The sequence below is a fragment of the Telluria aromaticivorans genome (assembly GCF_013003915.1).
Taxonomy (GTDB): domain Bacteria; phylum Pseudomonadota; class Gammaproteobacteria; order Burkholderiales; family Burkholderiaceae_D; genus Telluria; species Telluria aromaticivorans.
This window is the reverse complement of the sequence record NZ_JABAIV010000003.1, coordinates 186,813-206,825: the sequence shown is the minus strand read 5'-3', so window position 1 is coordinate 206,825 and position 20,013 is coordinate 186,813. Positions and strand designations below refer to the sequence as shown.

General features: G+C 63.1%; 18 protein-coding genes, 4 tRNA genes and 1 pseudogene. 12 read left to right on the top strand and 11 right to left on the bottom strand.

Annotated features, from left to right (window positions below; genetic code table 11):
- Positions 1-13: 13 nt before the first annotated feature.
- On the bottom strand, positions 14-214 hold the full coding sequence (locus HGB41_RS10180; protein WP_171083859.1) for a hypothetical protein: 201 nt from the start codon (positions 212-214) through the stop codon (positions 14-16).
- Positions 215-315: 101 nt separating this feature from the next.
- Between HGB41_RS10180 and cueR the strand changes: the two genes are divergently transcribed.
- Complete coding sequence (gene cueR / locus HGB41_RS10175; RefSeq protein WP_171083858.1) at positions 316-726, top strand: Cu(I)-responsive transcriptional regulator; 411 nt, start codon at positions 316-318, stop codon at positions 724-726.
- 82 nt (positions 727-808) lie between these two features.
- Here the strand turns inward: cueR and HGB41_RS10170 are convergent.
- The 3 genes from HGB41_RS10170 to HGB41_RS10160 form a co-directional block, all read right to left on the bottom strand.
- A tRNA-Leu gene (locus HGB41_RS10170) sits at positions 809-893 on the bottom strand.
- 87 nt (positions 894-980) lie between these two features.
- Positions 981-1,065 (bottom strand) — tRNA-Leu (locus HGB41_RS10165).
- 94 nt (positions 1,066-1,159) lie between these two features.
- A tRNA-Leu gene (locus HGB41_RS10160) sits at positions 1,160-1,244 on the bottom strand.
- 327 nt (positions 1,245-1,571) lie between these two features.
- On the opposite strand from HGB41_RS10160, the pseudogene rnr reads away from it, so the two are divergent.
- The 4 genes and pseudogenes from rnr to HGB41_RS10140 form a co-directional block, all read left to right on the top strand.
- Positions 1,572-3,920: pseudogene (gene rnr / locus HGB41_RS10155) on the top strand (ribonuclease R); the annotation flags it as partial.
- Positions 3,921-4,670: 750 nt separating this feature from the next.
- Complete coding sequence (rlmB, locus tag HGB41_RS10150) at positions 4,671-5,414, top strand: 23S rRNA (guanosine(2251)-2'-O)-methyltransferase RlmB (protein WP_171083852.1); 744 nt, start codon at positions 4,671-4,673, stop codon at positions 5,412-5,414.
- Between the two features lie 309 nt (positions 5,415-5,723).
- Positions 5,724-6,461 (top strand): serine O-acetyltransferase, encoded by a 738-nt coding sequence (cysE, locus tag HGB41_RS10145; RefSeq protein ID WP_171083850.1) that lies wholly within the window; start codon positions 5,724-5,726, stop codon positions 6,459-6,461.
- Between the two features lie 8 nt (positions 6,462-6,469).
- Complete coding sequence (locus HGB41_RS10140; protein WP_171083848.1) at positions 6,470-7,165, top strand: YceH family protein; 696 nt, start codon at positions 6,470-6,472, stop codon at positions 7,163-7,165.
- Here the strand turns inward: HGB41_RS10140 and HGB41_RS10135 are convergent.
- Genes HGB41_RS10135 through HGB41_RS10120 form a run of 4 tightly spaced genes read right to left on the bottom strand, consistent with a single transcriptional unit; the run spans position 7,125 to position 10,160 of the window.
- Positions 7,125-7,934 carry a hypothetical protein gene (locus tag HGB41_RS10135; protein WP_229422963.1) on the bottom strand — a complete coding sequence of 270 codons (810 nt, stop codon included), beginning with the start codon at positions 7,932-7,934 and terminating at the stop codon, positions 7,125-7,127. The genes HGB41_RS10140 and HGB41_RS10135 overlap by 41 nt on opposite strands.
- Positions 7,934-8,902 carry a hypothetical protein gene (locus tag HGB41_RS10130; protein ID WP_171083846.1) on the bottom strand — a complete coding sequence of 323 codons (969 nt, stop codon included), beginning with the start codon at positions 8,900-8,902 and terminating at the stop codon, positions 7,934-7,936. Before HGB41_RS10130 ends, HGB41_RS10135 begins: the two co-directional genes overlap by 1 nt.
- The gene (locus tag HGB41_RS10125) at positions 8,899-9,771 is read right to left on the bottom strand and encodes an ABC transporter ATP-binding protein (RefSeq protein WP_171083844.1); all 873 of its coding nucleotides are present in this window, start codon (positions 9,769-9,771) and stop codon (positions 8,899-8,901) included. Before HGB41_RS10125 ends, HGB41_RS10130 begins: the two co-directional genes overlap by 4 nt.
- Positions 9,768-10,160, bottom strand: a complete 393-nt coding sequence (locus HGB41_RS10120) for a GntR family transcriptional regulator (RefSeq protein ID WP_171083842.1) — start codon at positions 10,158-10,160, stop codon at positions 9,768-9,770. Before HGB41_RS10120 ends, HGB41_RS10125 begins: the two co-directional genes overlap by 4 nt.
- Before the next feature lie 200 nt (positions 10,161-10,360).
- Between HGB41_RS10120 and HGB41_RS10115 the strand changes: the two genes are divergently transcribed.
- Positions 10,361-10,753, top strand: a complete 393-nt coding sequence (locus tag HGB41_RS10115; RefSeq protein WP_171083840.1) for a type II TA system antitoxin MqsA family protein — start codon at positions 10,361-10,363, stop codon at positions 10,751-10,753.
- 146 nt (positions 10,754-10,899) lie between these two features.
- Here the strand turns inward: HGB41_RS10115 and HGB41_RS10110 are convergent, their stop codons facing one another.
- From HGB41_RS10110 to HGB41_RS10100, 3 genes are all read right to left on the bottom strand, one after another.
- On the bottom strand, positions 10,900-11,646 hold the full coding sequence (locus HGB41_RS10110) for a UDP-2,3-diacylglucosamine diphosphatase (protein ID WP_171083839.1): 747 nt from the start codon (positions 11,644-11,646) through the stop codon (positions 10,900-10,902).
- 40 nt (positions 11,647-11,686) lie between these two features.
- A complete protein-coding gene (locus HGB41_RS10105; RefSeq protein ID WP_171083837.1) occupies positions 11,687-12,178 on the bottom strand; it encodes a peptidylprolyl isomerase in 492 nt (163 codons plus the stop codon).
- A 62-nt stretch (positions 12,179-12,240) separates the two neighbouring features.
- Complete coding sequence (locus tag HGB41_RS10100) at positions 12,241-12,885, bottom strand: peptidylprolyl isomerase (protein WP_171083835.1); 645 nt, start codon at positions 12,883-12,885, stop codon at positions 12,241-12,243.
- Positions 12,886-13,140: 255 nt separating this feature from the next.
- Between HGB41_RS10100 and cysS the strand changes: the two genes are divergently transcribed.
- The 6 genes from cysS (at position 13,141) to HGB41_RS10070 (ending at position 19,279) form a co-directional block, all read left to right on the top strand.
- Complete coding sequence (gene cysS, locus HGB41_RS10095; RefSeq protein ID WP_171083833.1) at positions 13,141-14,529, top strand: cysteine--tRNA ligase; 1,389 nt, start codon at positions 13,141-13,143, stop codon at positions 14,527-14,529.
- Positions 14,529-15,197: a DNA-3-methyladenine glycosylase family protein gene (locus HGB41_RS10090; RefSeq protein ID WP_171083832.1), complete on the top strand. Its 669-nt coding sequence runs from the start codon at positions 14,529-14,531 to the stop codon at positions 15,195-15,197. Before cysS ends, HGB41_RS10090 begins: the two co-directional genes overlap by 1 nt.
- 113 nt (positions 15,198-15,310) lie before the next feature.
- A complete protein-coding gene (locus tag HGB41_RS10085) occupies positions 15,311-16,288 on the top strand; it encodes an acetyl-CoA carboxylase carboxyltransferase subunit alpha (RefSeq protein WP_171083830.1) in 978 nt (325 codons plus the stop codon).
- Between the two features lie 58 nt (positions 16,289-16,346).
- Entirely contained in the window at positions 16,347-17,708 is a 1,362-nt protein-coding gene (gene tilS / locus HGB41_RS10080) for a tRNA lysidine(34) synthetase TilS (RefSeq protein WP_171084827.1), read from the top strand.
- 135 nt (positions 17,709-17,843) lie between these two features.
- Entirely contained in the window at positions 17,844-19,091 is a 1,248-nt protein-coding gene (locus HGB41_RS10075) for an aspartate kinase (RefSeq protein ID WP_171083828.1), read from the top strand.
- 95 nt (positions 19,092-19,186) lie between these two features.
- Positions 19,187-19,279: transfer RNA gene (locus tag HGB41_RS10070), tRNA-Ser, on the top strand.
- The last annotated feature ends 734 nt before the right edge of the window (positions 19,280-20,013 follow it).

Sequence of the window (20,013 nt, the reverse complement as noted above, 5' to 3'; positions counted from 1 at the left end):
GCTTGCTACCCCATTATTTAGCAACAATGAGTTTTTCGCAACGCGCGTCCCGATACGGGCCGGCAGATTTTTCCCAACCCGGTCCGAGCGGGGTCTGCGAACACGCGAACGCGCCGTTGAGTTTGCTGCGCCACTGGAACCAGGGCGCCGGGCCCGCCAGCGCGGTATTCGCCGCGAGAACGAGGATCAGGAGACTAGGGACAATGTATTTCATGGCTAGTCGAGCTTACCCCGATGGTGCCGCAAGTCAAGCGGCGCATTGAGCTTCCCATGATGGGGAGGTGTATCTTCTGGAGGAAACGACAGGAGATCACCATGCGCCAGGGAGAAACGTTGCGAAACATCGGGGATGCCGCCAAAGCCTCGGGCGTATCGGCCAAGATGATCCGCCACTACGAATCAATCGGGCTGGTCGAACAAGCCAGGCGCACCGAGGCCGGCTACCGGCTGTACACCGGACAGGACGTGCGCGTGCTGCAGTTCGTGCACCGCGGGCGCGCGCTCGGCTTCTCCCTCGACCAGATCGGCAAGCTGCTTGGCCTGTGGCGCGACCAGGACCGCGCCAGCGCCGACGTGCGTGCGCTGGCGCGCAGCCATATCGCCGAACTGGATAGAAAGATCGCGGAGATGGAAGCGATGCGGCGTGCCTTGGTGGCGTTGGCCGCTTCCTGCCATGGCGATGCGCGCTCGAGTTGCCCGATCCTGGACGACCTCGCGGCGAACTAGAAAAGGAGATGCACAACGCAAAACGCCGTAAGCCTTTTTCAAAGCTTACGGCGTTTTGCGGGATTTACATCCAGGTAGAGTTTGGTGCCCACGGAGGGACTCGAACCCCCACACCTCGCGGCACATGGACCTGAACCATGCGCGTCTACCAATTCCGCCACGTGGGCACTGATGCTGCTACTGCTACTGCAAACACAAACAACGGTAAAGATTTATTCAACTGCAAACTTCTGCGGAAAACATCTCCGGTAGAGTGGTGCCCACGGAGGGACTCGAACCCCCACACCTCGCGGCACATGGACCTGAACCATGCGCGTCTACCAATTCCGCCACGTGGGCATTGGTGCTGCAATTGCTACTACGGTGCTGCTTTTGTCGCTCCGGCGGAAACCCGCCGGGCCTACGATACTGCTACGGACAACTGCCGGTAGAGTGGTGCCCACGGAGGGACTCGAACCCCCACACCTCGCGGCACATGGACCTGAACCATGCGCGTCTACCAATTCCGCCACGTGGGCACTGAACTGCTTACTCTGCTACAATAGCAGGCTTTGTCATTTTTCGCTAGATCAACTTTCGCCGGTCATCGCGTCAAACCCACCTCCTGCTACTGCCTGCTCTCCCGCTGCGGCTTGCGCCCCTTGCTGAAGAGACCGAGATTATAGCGGAAGGATTGCAAAAGTCAAAGACCTGCCGCGGCGAGTTTCCCCGGGCACGCTTGGCTCCAACTGTTAGGCGAATCCCCGCGTCCTCCGTTACACTACGCCTGTCAAGGTGTCAATCAGACACAATTCCCCGGCTTCGCAAATGGCGGCGCCCACAATCAAGAGAAATAAGAAAACGATTTGAAGCAACCTACTCATACCATTCCGAGCCGCGAGGAAATCCTCGCCGTCTTTCGTACTGCCACCGGCCCGCTCGATGCGGCCGAATTGGCGCGTAGCCTGAAGGTCAAGCCAGCCGCCCAGGAAGTGCTCGGCCGCCGGCTGAACGCGATGGAGCGCGATGGCCAGATTCGCTCCGATAGCAGCGGCACCTATTCACTGGCCGACCAGTCCAGCTTCATTACCGGCCGCGTCAGCGCGCACCGCGACGGCTACGGCTTCGTCATTCCGGATGAGGGCGGCGACGACCTGTTCCTGAACGACAAGGAAATGAACAAGGTCCTGAACGGCGACCGCGTGCGCGCACGCGTCACCGGCACCGACCGCCGCGGGCGTTTAGAGGGCACGATCGTCGAAGTCATCCAGCGCGCCAATACCCATATCATCGGGCGCCTGATGAACGAAGGCGGCGTCTGGATCGTCTCGCCTGAAGACAACCGCATGAGCCAGGACATCCTGGTGTCGGGCGGCCCGGGCAAGGCCAAGGCCGGCCAGGTCGTCAGCGTCGAAGTCATCGAACAGCCGTCGCGCTTCCAGCAGCCGACCGGCAGGATCCACGAAGTGCTCGGCGAACTGGATGACCCGGGCATGGAAATCGAAATCGCCGTTCGTAAATTCGGCGTGCCGCACGTGTTTTCCGCGGCCGCGCTGAAGCAGGCCAACCGCCTGCCGAACGAAGTAGTCGATGCCGACCTGCTTGATCGCGTCGACCTGCGCGACGTGCCGCTGGTGACCATCGACGGCGAAGACGCGCGCGACTTCGACGATGCGGTGTATTGCGAGCCGGTCAAGCTTGGTTCCGGCCGCGGCTACCGCCTGCTGGTGGCGATCGCCGACGTCAGTCATTACGTAAAGCCGAACGACGCCCTGGACGAAGACGCGATCGAGCGCAGCACCTCGGTCTACTTCCCACGCCGCGTGATCCCGATGCTGCCCGAGAAGCTGTCCAACGGCCTGTGTTCGCTGAACCCGGCGGTCGACCGCTGCACCCTGGTATGCGACATGGTCGTCACCCTCGACGGCGAAGTCACGGCCTACCAGTTCTATCCGGCCGTGATGCACTCGGCTGCGCGCCTGACCTATAACGAAGTGGCCGACATCCTCGGCAACACCAGCGGCCCGGAAGCCGCCCGCCGCCCGGGCATCGTGCCGCACCTGCTGCACCTGAACGAAGTGTTCCGTGCGCTGCTCAAGGCGCGCCAGGAGCGCGGTGCGATCGACTTCGAGACCACCGAGACCTATATCGTCTGTAATCCGGTCGGCAAGATCGAGAAGATCATCCCGCGCACCCGCAACGATGCGCACCGCCTGATCGAGGAGTGCATGCTGGCCGCGAACGTCTGCGCCGCCGACCTGCTGATCCACCACAAACATCCGGGCACCTTCCGCATCCATGCGACCCCGACCGAGGAAAAGCTGAACCAGCTGCGCACTTTCCTGAAGCTGGTCGGCCTGAACCTCGGCGGCGGCAACAAGCCTACCGCGCGCGACTATGCAGAGACGATGCAGAAGATCAAGGAGCGCCCGGACGCCGCGCTGCTGCAGACCATGCTGCTGCGCTCGATGCAGCAGGCGGTCTACAGCCCGGACAACGTCGGCCACTTCGGCCTGGCCTACGAGGCCTATGCCCACTTCACCAGCCCGATCCGCCGCTATCCCGACCTGCTGACCCACCGCGCCATCAAGGCTATCCTGCAAGGCAAGAAGTACGAGCCGAAGGGCATCGAACTGGGCAAGCTGAATACGACCATGTCGAATTCGGCGCGCAAGCAGGCGGCCAAGGACAAGGCGGAAGGCAAGCCGAAGAAGGGCGAGAAAGACCTGACCATCTGGGACGCACTGGGCGTGCACTGCTCGGCCAACGAACGCCGCGCCGACGAAGCTTCGCGCGACGTCGAGAACTGGCTCAAGTGCTTCTTCATGCAGGACAAGCTCGGTGAAGACTTTACCGGCACCGTGTCCGGCGTGACCGCCTTCGGCATCTTCGTGACGCTTGACGAGCTGTATGTCGAAGGCCTGGTGCACATCAGCGCCCTCGGCACCGATTATTTCCAGTACGACGAGGCGCGCCACGAACTGCGCGGCGAGCGTAGCGGCCAGCGCTACGGCCTGACCAGCAAGGTCAGCGTCAAGGTCGCGAAGGTCGACCTCGAGTCGCGCAAGATCGACCTGGTCCTGGCCGACAACGTCGGCAGTGCAGGCAGTGCCGGCAACACCGCGGCGCCGATGGAGCGCGCCCGCCAGGCCGGCATCGACGCCGTGGAGCCGAGGGGACAGAAATCGGACAAGTCGTCGGGTTCGCGCCGCGGCAGGGACAAGGACCGGGGCCGGAATAAAGGCAGGGGCGAGGGCCGCGCGCCTGAAGCCGCTGCTGCCGCTGTGCCGTCGCGTTTCATGAGCACCGACACCGAGACCGGAAACGAACAAACCGTGGCCGCGCCATCGAAGCGCTTGTCGCGCAGCGCCCGCAAGGCCGCTGCCGCCGCCCGGAACGCCAATGCCGGCGCTGGTAACGGTGCCGATCACAGGACCAGCACCAGCGCGGACAAGGGCGCCGGCAACGATAACCGTGCCGCCAGGGCCGCGGACACGCCTGCCGTGACGGCGGTGACGCCTGTTGCTGCGCCGGCCGCCAAGCCAGCCAAGGCACCGGCCAAGGCGAAGGCTCCGGCCAGGGCTCCGGCCGAGGCCGCGCCTCCGGTCGAGGCGCCAGTCAAGGCCAAGGTGGCCAAAGCCAAGGCGCCGGCCAAGGCCCCGGTCGAGAAGGCTCCGGCCAAAACCGCCGCCAAGGCCCCGGCCAAAACCGCCGCCAAGGCCCCGGCCAAAACCGCCGCCAAGGCCCCGGCCAAGACCGCCGCCAAGGCTCCGGCCAAGACCGCCGCGGCCCCGGCCAAGACGGCAGCGAAGGCCCCGGCGAAGACCGAGGCCAAGGCTCCGGCCAAGACTGCAGCCAAAGCGCCTGCCAAGACCCCAACCAAGAGTGCCGCCAAACCAAGCGCACCGAAAACCAAGGCGGAGGCCAAGACCCCCGCTGCCAAAACTAGCCGGAAGAAGTAAGCAATGAAAAATAAAATGTTATTCGGGTTCCACGCAGTGACTTCGCGCCTGCGCCACGAGGCGCAGTCGGTGGAAGAAATCTTCGTGGACGCGTCGCGCCAGGATCGCCGCATGCACGACCTGATCGCCAACGCCAAATCGGTCGGCGTGCGCGTGATGCCGGTCGATGCCGCGCGCCTCGACAAGATCACCGGTACCCGCCGCCACCAGGGCGTGATCGCCTTCGCCAGCCAGCTGGCGCTGGCGCGCAACCTGGACGAGCTGCTCGATGCCATCGAAGGCCCGCCGCTGCTGCTGATCCTCGACGGCATCACCGACCCGCACAACCTCGGCGCCTGCCTGCGCGTGGCCGATGGCGTCGGCGCGCATGCCGTCATCGTCCCGAAAGACCGCGCGGTTGGCCTGAACGCCACCGCCGCCAAGGTCGCCAGCGGGGCAGCCGAGACGGTTCCCTACATCACCGTCACCAACCTGGCGCGCACCATGCGCGAGCTGAAGGAACGCGACATCCTCCTCATCGGCACCACCGATGACGCCGACAAGGGCCTGTACGAAGCCGACTTCACCGGCCCGGCTGCGCTGGTCATGGGTTCGGAAGGCGAGGGCATGCGCCGCCTGACGCGCGAAACCTGCGACGTGCTGGTCGGCATCCCGATGTTCGGTTCGGTCGAGAGCCTGAACGTGTCGGTGGCCTCGGGCGTCTGCCTGTATGAGGCTCGCCGCCAGCGCATCGCGCGCGAAGCTTAACTCCTCCGCACGCAAACTTGGCCGATATGATGCCAGTGGCATCATATCGGCCTTCGCCGGGACGACGGTCTTCAGAGTAGCGGTGTAAGGTAGGCCAGCACAACGCTAGCGCCAATACCTTGCCGGCACACGAAGAACCGTCATACGCGCCACTGGCGCCTATGACTCCCGGCGAAGGCGCGAACAATGCCACTGGCACTGTTCGCGCCAATTTCGTTCCGCACCCTCCAGCATCAACATCCCCCGCAGCCCCAAGCAAACCTCGTAACAATACGCTACCATCCAAGTTGGTTTGCGATCATCCTTATTATGTTTTCCAACTTACGCGACGATATCCGCAACATCCTCCAGCGCGACCCTGCCGCCCGTAACGGCTGGGAAGTCCTGACCTGCTACCCCGGCCTGCATGCCGTGATCATGCACAGCTGGGCACACGCGTGCTGGAAGCTCAACCTGAAGTGGATCGGCCGCTTCATTTCCTATGTCGCGCGCGTCATCACCGGCATCGAGATCCACCCCGGCGCCGTGATCGGCCGCCGGGTGTTCATCGACCATGGTTTCGGCGTGGTGATCGGCGAGACCGCGGTGGTCGGCGACGACTGCACCATCTACCAGGGCGTTACTTTAGGCGGCACAACGCTGGTGGCCGGCACCAAGCGCCACCCGACCCTCGAGCGCGGCGTCATCGTCGGCGCCGGCGCCCAGGTGCTGGGCGCCTTCACCGTCGGCGAATACGCCAAGATCGGCTCCAACGCCGTGGTCATCAAGCCGGTGCCGGGCGGCGCCACCGCCGTCGGCAACCCGGCCCACATCATCCGGAAAGAAGACCAGTCGCGCAGCGCCCACCTGTTCGCCGCCTATGGCGTCACGCCCAACGGCGACGACCCGCTGTCGAAAGCCCTGCGCGGGCTGATCGACCACGTGGCACGCCAGGACGAGCAGATCGAGCGCCTCACCAACACCATGCGCGAAGCCGGCCTGTGCTGTCCGAAGGTGGAGGAGGGTGATAAACTCGACTCGGAACAACTGAACCGACTGGTCGATTAAGGACACGCATGACGAATGAAGCCACTGGCGCGCAGGACGGCGATACCGCCGCGGTGCCGGATCCCGCAGTGCTCAATCCCCTTGAAATCCGCGTGCTCGCGGTGCTGGCCGAGAAAGAAGCGCTGACGCCCGATAACTACCCAATGTCGCTGAACGCCATCGTCAACGGCTGCAACCAGTTGTCGAGCCGCGATCCGATCATGCAGATGACCGACGAGACCGTGCAGGACACGCTGCAGCGCCTCATCGAGCGCAAGCTGGCCAGCGCGATTTCCCAGGCCGGCGCGCGCGTCGTGAAATACGAACACCGCATGCGCATCAAGTGGACGCTGGAACAGGACAAGGTGGCCGTCCTCAGCATCCTGATGCTGCGCGGCCTGCAGACCGCGGGCGAAATCCGCACCCGCAGCGGCCGCCTGCACGAATTCAAGAGCGTGCCCGAGGTGGAAACCGCGCTGCAGTTCCTGGTCGATAAATACCCGCCGCTGGTAGCACGGCTTGAACGCGCCCCCGGCACCAAGGAGCCGCGCTATGGCCACCTGCTGGGCGGCGAGATCGCAGCGAATGCCTACGAACCCGTCGCCGGCTCCTCGGGCGGTGGCGGCAGCCGTGTCGGCCAGCTGGAGCAGGAAGTCGCCGCCTTGCGCGGCGAACTCGAGGACCTCAAGGTGCAGTTCGAGGCGTTCCGGCAGCAGTTCCAGTAAGCGGTTCGTCGAAACTCAGCTCGACGATCGCGTCGTCGCTCCAGGTCGAGTTACCGATCGGGACTTCGAAGGTTTCCCCGTCGATCCTCAGGAGTGCCGAGCGGTTGGCCTCGACCAGCAGCGCCCTGGTGAGCGGGCGGCCGGCCCGGTAGCCGAAATGCGCATCCTTTTTCACGCCTTCGTAGACGCCATCCTTTTCATCGCCGAAGAAGCTGCACCAGTCGGTCGTGAACAGGATGCCGTTGACGAGGATGACGCCCCAGAGCGGCATCTCTTCCTTGCCGATCGCGATCATGACCTTGCATTCCAGCCGCAGGTCGCCCAGCCGGCGCTGGTTGGCGCCCAGGCCCGGCGTGCGGATGTCGGGTTCGATGCGGTAGGCACGGCGTTTCCGGTTCAGTTCCAGCTCGCTTTTGGCATCCAGCGCCGCCTCGCTGCGCGGCACCACGAAACGCATGTTGGCGTCGAGGGCCAGCGGCAGCCTGAAGCCGTCGTCCCCTGCCAGGCGCACTGCAAGCGGCTCCGGCATCGCATCCTTGCCACGCGGGCTCAAACGAAATTCCAGCTTCTCGACTGCAGGCGACAGCTTGTGGAACTTGTCGAAGGTATCCAGTCCGGCCAGGATCGCCTTGTATTTCTTTACTTCCGGGTTGCGCATTGCATTTACATGCACCGGGTCGAGTTCCTTCACCTGCGCACCGGGTGCGGCGCCGGCGGCGCCGCAGAGAAGCAGGCTGCCGGCAACGATGGCTTTCAGTGCCCGCATCATCAACCCTCGTCGCGGAAGCGGCGCAGGCGGATCGCCGCGTACAGCATCGCCACGCCGGCTACCACGCCCAGCCACACGCCCGGCGTCGCCAGGGTCAGGTAGGACTGCGTCAGCAGCAGGGCCGGATCGATGCCGGTTTCGGCGTTGTCGAAGACCGACATGTCGGCGGCGCCCAGCCAGATCCCCGGCAGCAGGCCGCCCAGGCCGCGCACCACCACCTGCTCGATGAACCAGTCGACGTCGACCAGCGTGCTCGACACCTGGCTGAGCAGGAAGTTGAACCACTTGAGCAGCACCACAGTGATCAATGGAATGCCGACCGCCCACAGGAAGACCTTGGAACGCGCCCAGCTCGACACCATCAGCAGCCAGCCCACGGTCGGCAGCGCCCACAGGATGTACAGCGGCAGGAAAGCCAGCAGGTAGAGAGGGCTCAGGTAGAGGTTCGGCTCCGACAGCACCGGTGCGAACAGGTTCAGGCCCTTGCCGGCCGCGCTGATCATGCCGAGCACCAGCAGCACCAGGGAAGCGGCGATGGCGACGGCAATCGTGACCAGCGGCGCCACTACCAGGGCGGTGACCACTTTCGAGAGCACGGTATCGCGGTCCGACAGTGGCAGCGACTTCCAGAACAGGATGCTGCGGTCGCGGCGGTCGTCATACAGCGCAGACAGGCAGTAGAAGAACACCACCACCGGCAGCACGACGAACAGCGGGGCCGCGATGCCCATGTAGCTCGAAGCCGCGATGTGCGCGATCTTGTAGCGCAGCGCCTGCGGGAAGCCCTGGATCGAGACCACGCTCTGGCCGTCGATCCGGATCATTTCGTTCCCACCGAAGGCCATGCTGTACATGAAGCCGCCGCCGATGAAGACCACCATCGCGACGGCCACCGCGATCGGCGCCCAGAAGAACGCGCCCTTGTGCTCCCAGAACTCGCGCTGGAGCAACCATTTCATCGTTTTCATGCGTAGGTTCCTTTCATGGTCGCGACGAACAGGTCGGCAACGCTGGGGTTACGGGTTTCGCCCAGCAGGGCAAGCTGGCTGCGTGCGACGCCGCCCGACCGGGCCGAGTCGAACAACATCACCGACTTGCCGAACACCGTGCGCTGGTCGATCGGCTGCAGCGCATTGGCCGCGGTGAGCTTGTCGGCCGAGACCATCACTTCGGTATAGCGCTCGCCGACTTCTTCCATCGACGCGGCCAGCACGATCTTGCCGTCGCGGATGAACATCAGGTCAGTGAGAATGTGCTCGACTTCTTCGACCTGGTGGGTGGTGATGACGATGGTCTTCTCTTCGTCGAAGTAGTCTTCCAGCAGGTTCTGGTAGAACTGCTTGCGGTAGATGATGTCCAGGCCGAGGGTCGGCTCATCGAGCACCAGCAGCCTGGCGTCGATCGCCATCACCAGCGCCAGGTGCAGCTGGACGATCATCCCCTTCGACATCTCCTTGACCTTCATGCCAGGGACGAGCTTGGTATTGGCGATGTAGCGCTCGGCCTTGCTGCGGTCGAAGCGCGGGTGCACGCCGGCCACGAAGTCGATCGCGTCTGCTACCCGCAGCCAGCGCGGCAGGATCGCGACGTCGGCGATGAAGCAGACTTCCTTCATCAGGTCGTCACGCTGGGTGCGCGGGTCGAAGCCCAGCACCGAGAGCTGGCCGTCGAAGGGAATCAGGCCGAGGGCGGCTTTCAGCGTGGTGGTCTTGCCCGAGCCGTTGGGACCGATCAGGCCGACGATGCGGCCGGCGGGAATGTCGAAATCGATGCCGTCGACGGCGGTACGCTTGCCGTAGCGCTTGGTCAGGCCGCGTGCTTCGATAACGGCACTCATGCTGTGCTTCCCGGCGCCAGTCCGTTTCCATTCGCCGGGCTGGCAGCGCGCAGCAGCTGTTCGAGGTCGAGGCCAAGGCGGCGGATGCGTTCGACCATGGCAGGCCACTCCTCGCGGACGAAGCGCTCGCGTTCGGTGGTCAAGAGTTTCTCGCTTGCTCCTTCGGTGACGTACATGCCAATTCCCCTTCGCTTTTCCACTAAGTTCTCGTCGACCAGTTCCTGGTAAGCCTTTGATACGGTGATCGGGTTGAGTTGATATTCAGCCGCGATCTGGCGCACCGAGGGCAGGGCGTCGCCTGCCTTGAGCAAACCATCGAGCATCATGCCCACCACCCGCTCCTTGAGCTGGCGGTAGATGGGGGTGTTGTCATTCCAGCCGACTGTCATGTCCAGCCCTCCTTTGTCGTAACGCGTTGTGGTGCATCGCTGCCTCCGGTTGATGCTGATTGAGGTGGTGTTGTAGTGAAGTATAACAGCGGTTGGGTGAGTGTCAACATACAGACGCGAGATTTTTCCGGATACCCGGCGGGCGCGGTTTTTCCGCGGTCTTTGGTAGGATGCGTGGCAAAGGAACAAGGAGAAGCACGATGTTGAATTGCCCGAACTGTGGCGTGTCGCCACTGGTCCATGCGACCCGCGAGATGGTCTATAGCTACAGGGGGAAAAACACCACGATCCCCGAGGTCATGGCGGACTGCTGCGCCGGCTGCGACGAGGTGATCTTCACCATGGGCGAGCATGAGCATTATGGCGAGCTGATCAAGGAGTTCCGCCGCCAGGTCGACGAAGCCGGGCCAGCCGAGATCCGCAACATGCGCAAGGCGCTGGGGCTGACCCAGCGCAAGGCAGATGCGATGTTCGGCGAGGGGGAGGGGGAGTTCGCGCGCTATGAAGCGGGGAAGGCGGAGGCGCCGGTAGCGCTGGTGAAGCTGTTGCAGCTGCTGGGCCGGCATCCGCAATTGCTGGACGAAGTGCGCTGATCTCGGTCGCGGCCCATGAATTGACACGCCCCGTAGGGTGGGCAGATTCTGCCCACGCGTTCAACCAGTGTATGCGCACCAATGCGCCCGCGTATGGCGATGCCGTAATTTGAACGCGCGGGCGGCGAAGCCGCCCACCCTACGAATCAGTCGACTACGCGCGGCGTAAAACGCCCCCGGTCATCCAGCTCGAGCCACCCACCCCGCAATGGCTCCCCATCCAGCTCCCAGTCCGGCAGCACATAGCGCACCTTGCCGTCGACCTCGTGCATCCCCGGCCTATGCGTATGCCCATGAACAATGACGTCCGCGCCGGTCGCATCAAACAGCGCATCCACCGCGCTTGGGGTCACATCCATGATTTCGTAAGACTGCCCCGCCTGCGCCTCGCGGCTGCCTTCGCGCAGGCCGGCGATGATCGCCTTGCGCTGGCTAAGGGGCATGCCGAGGAAATGCCGCTGCCATTCGCGGTCGCGCACCTGGGCGCGGAATGCCATGTATTTGAGGTCGGCGGTGCACTGGGCGTCGCCGTGCACGAGCGCGATGCGCTTGCCCCCAAGCTCGATGACATGCGGTTCGGCCAGCAGGCCCAGGCCCGCGGCGTCGGCAAAACCCTGGCCAACCAGAAAATCGCGATTCCCCGCCAGCCAATAGACGCGCACGCCCGCATCGCTGACAGCGCGCAGCGCGTCGATTACAGTCTGGTGGAAAGGCTCGGCGAGATCGTCGTCGCCGGCCCAGTATTCGAAGATATCGCCGAGCAGGTACAACTGTTCGGCATGCACCGCGCGGTCGGCCAGGAAGCGGAAAAAGGCTTCGGCCGTGCGCGGATGCGCCGCCTGCAGGTGCAGGTCGGAAACGAAGAGCGCGGCAATGCGCGCGGGCGTGGTCATCGGACCGATGGGTGCTTCAATGCCCGGCGCACTGCGACCATCAAACGACTTCGGCTTTTTCGATGATGATCGGGTCGACCGGCACGTCCGAATGCATGCCCGTGCGGCTGGTCTTGACGGCGTTCATCTGGTCGACGATGTCCTGGCCTTCGGTGACCTTGCCGAACACGGCATAGCCCCAGCCGTCCTGGCCTGGGTAGTTCAGGAAGGCGTTGTCCTTGGTGTTGATGAAGAACTGGGCCGATGCCGAGTGCGGCGCCGAGGTGCGGGCCATGGCGACGGTGTACTTGTCGTTCTTCAGGCCGTTCTTGCCTTCGTTTTCGACGGTGACGTCGGTGGCCTTCTGCGCCATGCCCGGCTCGAAACCGCCGCCCTGGACCATGAAGTCCTTGATCACGCGGTGGAAGATGGTGTTGGTGAAGTGGCCCTTGTTGACGTAGTCAATAAAGTTGGCAACCGTCTTCGGCGCTTTTTCGGCGTCCAGTTCGAGGGTGATGTTGCCCATGTTGGTAGTCATGCGTACGCTGGTCATCGAAAATCCTTTGAGTTAGTTTTTGTTAAGAGTGCGAAAACGGCATTCATCTTCACGGCGCGCTATTTTACAAGCTTGTCGCCCTTGAGCACGGTCACCGACTTAATGAAGACCGGGGTGACCGGCACGTTCTGCATGCCCTTGATGTCGTCCACCAGCACGCCCTTGATCTTGTCCACGACTTCCTGGCCCCGTACGACCTTGCCGAACACGGTGTAGCCAGAGCCTTTGTAGTTCGGGAAATCGATGCCGGAATTGTCCGCCACGTTGATGAAGAATTGCGAGGTGGCCGAATCCGGGTGGTCTTCGCGCGCCATGGATACGGTGTACGGCTGGTTCGACAGGCCGTTGTTCGATTCGTTCTTGATTGGCTTGTTGGTCTTGCGGCCCTCGAACTTCTCGTTCATGCCACCGGCCTGGATCATGAAGCCCTCGATCACACGATGGAAGATCGTGCCTTTATAAAAGTCCTGCTTCACGTACTGCATGAAGTTGGCCACGGTCTTCGGCGCCTTGTCCTGGTCGAGCTGCAGCACGATCTCGCCCTTCGAGGTCTTGATCGACACCTGCGGCCCATTGACTGGAGCAGCGGCGGGCACGGCTGCGGCTTCGACGGGCGCATCGGCCAGTGCGGCGCCAGAGAGGAGCAGGCCGCCCGCGCCCAGTGCCATGCGGCGCAGCAGGAAGGTGCGGTACGATGCGGTCATTGTCTGGGGTCTCCTCTGGTGGACATCGCGCAAGGCGATGTCAAGTCTTTTCCCGAAAAATAAAGCTGAACCATATGCGGCCAGCCGGGATTTTAACAATGCTATACTTTGCGTGGAACGTCCCATTCTATCAAAGAAGAACAACACCAAGGGTTCAGACGATCTCGACGCAATCCCGCCGTGCCGGCGCACGCTTTACCCAGCGTGCGTCCCGCTACCGCATTGCCCGATTTCTCGTCCCGTTAGAACACACCCATGAGCCAACTCAAGATCTACAACACGCTCGCGCGTGACAAGCAGGTATTTGTCCCGATGGAAGCCGGCAAGGTCGGCATGTATGTCTGCGGCATGACCGTCTACGACTACTGCCATATCGGGCATGCGCGGATGATGATGGCCTTCGATGTGATTTATCGCTGGCTCATGGCGTCGGGCTATGAAGTGGAGTACGTCCGCAACATCACTGACATCGATGACAAGATCATCCGGCGCGCCGTGGAAAACGGCGAGACCATCAGCCAGCTGGTCGCGCGCAATGTCACCTATATGGACGAAGACATCGCCGCGCTCAACATGCTGCCACCGACCGTCGTCCCGCGCGCCACCGAATACGTGCCGCAGATGCTGTCGATCATCGAGCAGCTGGAAGCCAAGGGCCTGGCCTACCGCAGTATTGATGGCGACGTGAACTACGCCGTGCGCGGCTTCGAAGGTTACGGCAAGCTGTCCGGCAAATCGCTCGACGACCTGCGCGCCGGCGAGCGCGTCGACGTCAACAGCGGCAAGCGCGACCCGCTCGACTTCGTGCTGTGGAAAGCCGCCAAGGAATCCGAACCCGCCGAAGCCAAATGGGATTCGAAATGGGGCAAGGGCCGTCCGGGCTGGCATATCGAATGCTCGGCCATGTCCTGCGCCACGCTCGGCGAGCATTTCGACATCCATGGCGGCGGCGCCGACCTGCAGTTCCCGCACCACGAGAACGAGATCGCCCAGTCCGAAGGCGCCTTCGGCGGCAACATGGTTAATTACTGGATCCACAACGGCTTCGTGCGCGTGGACAACGAGAAGATGTCCAAATCGCTGGGCAATTTCTTCACCATCCGCGACGTGCTCAAGCAGTACGATGCCGAAGTGATCCGCTTCTTCATCGTGCGCGCACATTACCGCAGCCCGCTGAACTATTCCGACGCGCACATCGACGATGCCAAGGGCGCGCTGACGCGCCTGTACACGGCGCTGTCGATGGTCGACCTGGGTGACGAAACCCCGGCAGTGGACTGGGACGAAGCCCATGCCCTGCGTTTCCGCGAAGCGATGGACGACGATTTCAATACCGCGCTCGCAGTGGCAGAGCTGTTCGACCTGGCGAGCGAAGTCAACCGCACCAAGTCGATCGAGGCCGCGCGTCAATTGAAAGCCCTGGCCGGTGTGCTGGGCCTGCTCGAGCGTTCGCCGCAGGCTTACCTGCAGGGCGGCAGCAAGGGTGGTGACGATGCCGGTGTCGACGACGCCATTTCCCGCCGCGCCGCCGCCAAGAAAGCCCGCAATTTTGCCGAAGCGGATGCCATCCGCGCCGAACTGACTGCCGCCGGGATCATCCTGGAAGACAAGCCGGACGGAACGACGACCTGGCGCCGCGCATAATGGCAGACAAGGACAAGCCGGTGGCGGCTCCTGAGTCGCCCGGCGAACTGTCGGGGGAGCTGTCGGTGCCCGCCTATTGGGCGGAAGCCAAGGCCGCCCTGATGGCGCGCGACCGCATCATGAACAAGCTGATCCCGCAGTTCGGTGACCTGCACCTGCGCGGCCATCCCGACCCGTTCACGACACTGGCGCGCTCGATCGTCGGCCAGCAGGTCACGCCCAAGGCGGCCGACCTGGCCTGGGGCAAGCTGCTGGCGATCTGCCCGAAGCTGTCCCCGGCCCAGGTGCTGAAGGCCGGCGCGCCGGAGCTGGCCGGTTGCGGGCTGTCCAAGCGCAAGACCGAATACATCCTCGACCTGGCCGACCATTTCAAGGCCAAGCGCGTCCATGCCGACCTGTGGTCGCAGATGGACGACGAGGCCGTGATCGCCGAACTGGTCCAGATCCGCGGCATCAGCCGCTGGACAGCGGAGATGTTTTTGATATTTAATCTGCTCCGGCCAAACGTCCTGCCGCTCGACGACGCCGGCCTGATCCAGGGCATCAGCCAGAATTATTTCTCTGGCGAACCTGTTTCGCGCAGCGATGCACGCGAGGTCGCCGCCAACTGGGAACCATGGCGCACGGTCGCCACCTGGTACCTGTGGCGCAGCCTAGACCCGGTTTAGGCGTTCCTCGCCGGGCACGGGTACGGTAGAATAGCGCCCAAAATCAGGCTAAAGCAGGCCAGGAGCGTGCCGCGCAGACGGACGCTGTGGCCACGAAATAATCCGGAGGTACAATGACTAAAACAACTTTCCTCAATTTTGAGCAGCCAATCGCCGAGCTCGATTCCAAGATTGAAGAGCTGCGCTTCGTGCAGGACGATTCCGCCGTCGACATCTCCGAAGAGATCGACCGCCTGGCCAAGAAGAGCCAGCAGCTCACCAAGGACATCTACGCCAAGCTGACGCCGTGGCAGGTGTCGCAGATCGCGCGTCACCCGCAACGTCCATACACCATGGACTACGTGAACGAGATCTTCACCGACTTCCACGAACTGCACGGCGACCGCAGCTTCGCCGACGACCAGTCGATCATCGGCGGCCTGGCCCGTTTCAACGGCCAGGCCTGCATGGTCATCGGCCACCAGAAGGGCCGCGACACCAAGGAGCGCGCGATGCGCAACTTCGGCATGCCGCGTCCGGAAGGCTACCGCAAGGCCATGCGCCTGATGAAGGTCGCCGAGAAATTCGGCCTGCCGATCTTCACCTTCGTCGACACCCCGGGCGCCTTCCCCGGCATCGACGCCGAAGAGCGTGGCCAATCGGAAGCGATCGGCCACAACCTGTATGTCATGGCCGAACTGAAAGTGCCGCTGATCGCCACCATCATCGGCGAAGGCGGTTCCGGCGGCGCGCTGGCGATTGCCGTGGGCGACGCGGTGCTGATGCTGCAATACGCCACCTATTCGGTGATCTCGCCGGAAGGCTGCGCCTCGATCCTGTGGAAGACCTCGGAGCGCGCCTCCGACGCTGCCGACGCACTGGGCCTAACCGCGCATCGCCTGAAAGCCAACGGCCTGATCGACAAGATCGTCAGCGAGCCGCTGGGCGGCGCGCACCGCGATCCGAAAGGCATGGCGCAGATGCTCAAGCGCGCACTGGCCGATACCCTGCGCCAGTTCACAGGCGTCAAGACCAAGGACCTGCTCGAAGCCCGTCACCAGAAGCTGATGAGCTACGGCAAGTTCAAGGAAACGCTGCCGCGCGAAGACTGAGCTTCAAACCTTGAGCCGCACCAAAGCCGGACAGGTTCCGGCAGCCTTTGCGCAGGCCATGGCCGGCCTGCGCACCGCATCTTCCCCCACACCCATTGCAATCGCCTGCAGCGGCGGCCTCGATTCGATGGCGCTGCTGCGGCTCGCCCACGACTGGGCAGCCGGCCAGGGCATTGCACTGCACGTCTTCCACGTCCACCACGGGCTGAGCCCGAATGCCGATGCCTGGTTGGCGCATTGCGAGCAAGCCTGCGCAACACTGGGCATCGCCTTCGACCACCGCCGCGTGGACGTCGTCAAGGGCAAGGACGGTACCGAAGCAGCTGCACGCAAGCTGCGCTACCGGGCGCTGGGCGAGATGTGCGTCACGCACGGCGTGCCGCTCCTGCTCACTGCCCACCACCTCGACGACCAGGCCGAAACCGTGCTGCTGCAATTGCTGCGCGGCTCGGGCCCGGCCGGCCTGTCTGGCATGGACACTTCCAACCATGCGCCCGAGCTGCTGGACGATCCCGATCTCGTCATGGCGCGGCCCTTGCTGCCGCTGTCGCGCGCGGAGCTGGAAGCGTATGCGCAGCTTGAGAACCTGGCATGGGTGGAAGACGAATCCAACAGCGACCCGCGCTATGCGCGCAATGCCCTGCGCCATAGCGTGATGCCGGCGCTGGGCGCCGCTTTCCCAGGCTTCCAGCAGCGCCTCGCCCGCGGCGCCGCGCACGTGCAATCGGCCCAGCGCATGCTGGACGAGCTGGCCGCGCAAGACCTCGCTGCCTGCCTCGATGGCGACACCGTGGATCTCGCGCGTCTGCAATTGCTCAGCCGCGACCGGGTCGATAACCTCCTGCGCCACCTGTTTGCCCTGCGCGGCCTTGCCATGCCGTCGACGGCCTGGCTGGCCGAGATGGTGTCCCAACTCTTTTCTGCACGCGAAGATGCCCAGCTCAAGGTCACGCACCCGGCCTGCCATATCCGCCGCCACCGCGGCAAGCTGCACATCACGCCGCGGCTGCCCGATTTGGCCGGCATGCGCGACCCGGACGACGAAGGCGTCATCGAAAAATTCGGCGAGACCTTTGTTTGGCGCGGCGAGCCATCGCTGGCCTTTCCGGCCTATGGCGGCGTGCTGCATTTCGAGCAGGCAGCGGAAGGCATCGATCCGGCCTGGCTACGCGCGCAAACCCTCACCATCGATTTCCGCAAGGGTGGCGAGCGCCTCAAGCTGGCCGCCAACCGTCCAACGCGCGGCCTGAAGGCTCATTACCAGTCGCTCGGCGTGCCGGCCTGGGAGCGCGAGCGTGCACCGGTCGTCAGCGCCGGCCGCGAGCTGCTGTTCGCTACGGGCATCGGCATGGATTGCCATCACATCACCGCAGGGCGGGGCGGCCATATCGTGCTGCGCTGGGTCGCTGGAGCTGAATAGTTTCTCTACGAAAAACGTATTACTTTATTTTCTTTTCGTATAGCTTTTTCTATTCCCTGCCTTGTGATACTGCGCTGCAGCATGCTAGAGTGAGGGTCCCCTTTTGATCCTTCAACAAGCTGGAACCCTCCTGATATGGCTTTAATTGTCCACAAATATGGCGGGACGTCGATGGGCTCGACGGACCGTATCAAGAATGTCGCCACCCGCGTGGCCAAGTGGCACGACGCGGGCCACCAGGTCGTGGTCGTACCGTCGGCGATGTCCGGCGAAACCAACCGCCTGATTGGGCTGGCCAAGGAAATCATGGCGCAGCCGGACCCGCGCGAACTCGACATGATCGCCTCGACCGGCGAGCAGGTCTCGGTCGGCCTGCTGGCGATGGCGCTGCTGGCGATCGGCAAGGACGCAGTCTCCTACACCGGCTGGCAGGCGGGCATCCGCACCGACTCCTCGTTCACCAAGGCGCGCATCCAGTCGATCGACGACACCCGCGTGCGCGGCGACCTGAGCGCAGGCAAGATCGTGATCATCACGGGTTTCCAAGGCATGGACGAAGACGGCAATATCTCCACCCTGGGCCGCGGCGGCTCGGACACTTCTGCAGTCGCGATTGCGGCAGCGCTGAAAGCCGACGAATGCCTGATCTACACTGATGTCGACGGCGTCTATACGACCGACCCGCGCGTGGTGGACGAAGCGCGCCGCCTGTCGAAGATCACCTTCGAAGAGATGCTCGAGCTTGCCTCGCTGGGCTCGAAAGTGCTGCAGACCCGCTCGGTCGAGTTTGCCGGTAACTACCAGGTCCCGACGCGCGTGCTATCGTCGCTGACCGATCCCCTGATGCCGCTGGACGAAGAAGCGAAGTCCGGCACCCTGATTTCGTTTGAGGAAGAAAGCAATATGGAACAAGCCGTCATCTCCGGTATCGCCTTTAACCGCGATGAAGCCAAGATCACCGTCCTGGGCGTGCCGGACAAGCCGGGCGTCGCCTTCCATATCCTCGGCCCTATCGCCGAGGCCAACGTTGAAGTTGACATGATCATCCAGAACCAGTCGGTGGACGGCAAGACCGACTTCACCTTCACCGTGTCGCGCAACGACTACGTGAAGGCGATGAGCGTGCTGGAAGGCCAGCGCGAATCGCTGGGTGCGGCCAAGGTGCTGGGCGACGCCAAGGTGTCGAAGGTGTCGGCGGTGGGCGTGGGCATGCGCAGCCACGTCGGCGTCGCCTCGCAGATGTTCCGCACGCTGTCGGAAGAGGGCATCAACATCCTGATGATCTCGACCTCGGAAATCAAGATTTCGGTGCTGATCGACGAGAAATACATGGAGCTCGCCGTGCGCGCGCTGCACAAGGCATTCAACCTCGAACAGGCATAATTATTTTTAGAAATTTTGCCGTGCAATCTTGACCAAATGAGGTCCAGACCTTAAGATGCCTGCACTCAGCGCTGACTGCGAAGTCGGTCCTGACTGGAGACGTGGCCGAGTGGCCGAAGGCACATCCCTGCTAAGGATGCATACGGCTTATACCTGTATCGTGGGTTCGAATCCCACCGTCTCCGCCAAGTATCATGACAAAAGCCACCGCAAGGTGGCTTTTGTCATTCTACGGCAGTGCAGACGAGCAGGGCGACAATTCGCCCTGCGTGTGGAATTCGAAGCCGCGCGCATACTTGCGCGCGGGCGGCCTGCGGAACGTAGGCGCTTTACTTGCACATGCCTACTTCGAACACCAGTGCATTCGGAACGTCGCAAAGCGCGCGGAAGTGATCCGGGCTGCGAGCACTGCTTGCGTGTTAATGTGAGACGAGGCGAGTCTTGCGGCATATAATTTCGATATGTGCTTCCATCGTGGTCCCCGGTCAAATACTTCGGCGGATACTACGGAGCGAAGTAGGCATGTGCCTGAGGCGGGGCCACGCCGGCCCCAGCTCAGGCGCATTTGTCTCAAGCGGTCTATACGTTTGCATGACCGTCCATTGAAAGCTGCTTTAAGCGACTGCCTCGAAGAGGAAGTTGGCACGAAGACGACGGCGACGGCAATTCTCGCAGCTCGGCGTAGCGCCAGACGAACGGCAGTCTGCCTGGAAACAAGTACCTGCACTATAAGCGCGACCACCCTTGCATATGGACGCGAACAGGGCACTGGACGGAAAAGCTTACGTGCATCCCGATCCGCGAGGATTGAGCCGTCTGGTTTCAAGCACTTCATGAAGCCGCAAATGCCCTCAATTAACTTGCTGAACTCTGTCCATCCTTCCCGGCATGTTTTCGCCAGCCTGGCTGGCGGTTTTTTACG

Coding starts and splice junctions, on each gene's coding strand:
- HGB41_RS10125 (WP_171083844.1), bottom strand. CDS start 9,771: ATGAGTGCCGTTATCGAAGCACGCGGCCTGACCAAGCGCTACGGCAAG.
- HGB41_RS10130 (WP_171083846.1), bottom strand. CDS start 8,902: ATGAAAACGATGAAATGGTTGCTCCAGCGCGAGTTCTGGGAGCACAAG.
- HGB41_RS10180 (WP_171083859.1), bottom strand. CDS start 214: ATGAAATACATTGTCCCTAGTCTCCTGATCCTCGTTCTCGCGGCGAAT.
- HGB41_RS10115 (WP_171083840.1), top strand. CDS start 10,361: ATGTTGAATTGCCCGAACTGTGGCGTGTCGCCACTGGTCCATGCGACC.
- HGB41_RS10140 (WP_171083848.1), top strand. CDS start 6,470: ATGACGAATGAAGCCACTGGCGCGCAGGACGGCGATACCGCCGCGGTG.
- HGB41_RS10090 (WP_171083832.1), top strand. CDS start 14,529: ATGGCAGACAAGGACAAGCCGGTGGCGGCTCCTGAGTCGCCCGGCGAA.
- HGB41_RS10075 (WP_171083828.1), top strand. CDS start 17,844: ATGGCTTTAATTGTCCACAAATATGGCGGGACGTCGATGGGCTCGACG.
- tilS (WP_171084827.1), top strand. CDS start 16,347: ATGGCCGGCCTGCGCACCGCATCTTCCCCCACACCCATTGCAATCGCC.
- cysS (WP_171083833.1), top strand. CDS start 13,141: ATGAGCCAACTCAAGATCTACAACACGCTCGCGCGTGACAAGCAGGTA.
- HGB41_RS10120 (WP_171083842.1), bottom strand. CDS start 10,160: ATGACAGTCGGCTGGAATGACAACACCCCCATCTACCGCCAGCTCAAG.
- cueR (WP_171083858.1), top strand. CDS start 316: ATGCGCCAGGGAGAAACGTTGCGAAACATCGGGGATGCCGCCAAAGCC.
- HGB41_RS10135 (WP_229422963.1), bottom strand. CDS start 7,934: ATGATGCGGGCACTGAAAGCCATCGTTGCCGGCAGCCTGCTTCTCTGC.
- HGB41_RS10100 (WP_171083835.1), bottom strand. CDS start 12,885: ATGACCGCATCGTACCGCACCTTCCTGCTGCGCCGCATGGCACTGGGC.
- cysE (WP_171083850.1), top strand. CDS start 5,724: ATGTTTTCCAACTTACGCGACGATATCCGCAACATCCTCCAGCGCGAC.
- HGB41_RS10105 (WP_171083837.1), bottom strand. CDS start 12,178: ATGACCAGCGTACGCATGACTACCAACATGGGCAACATCACCCTCGAA.
- HGB41_RS10110 (WP_171083839.1), bottom strand. CDS start 11,646: ATGACCACGCCCGCGCGCATTGCCGCGCTCTTCGTTTCCGACCTGCAC.
- HGB41_RS10085 (WP_171083830.1), top strand. CDS start 15,311: ATGACTAAAACAACTTTCCTCAATTTTGAGCAGCCAATCGCCGAGCTC.
- rlmB (WP_171083852.1), top strand. CDS start 4,671: ATGAAAAATAAAATGTTATTCGGGTTCCACGCAGTGACTTCGCGCCTG.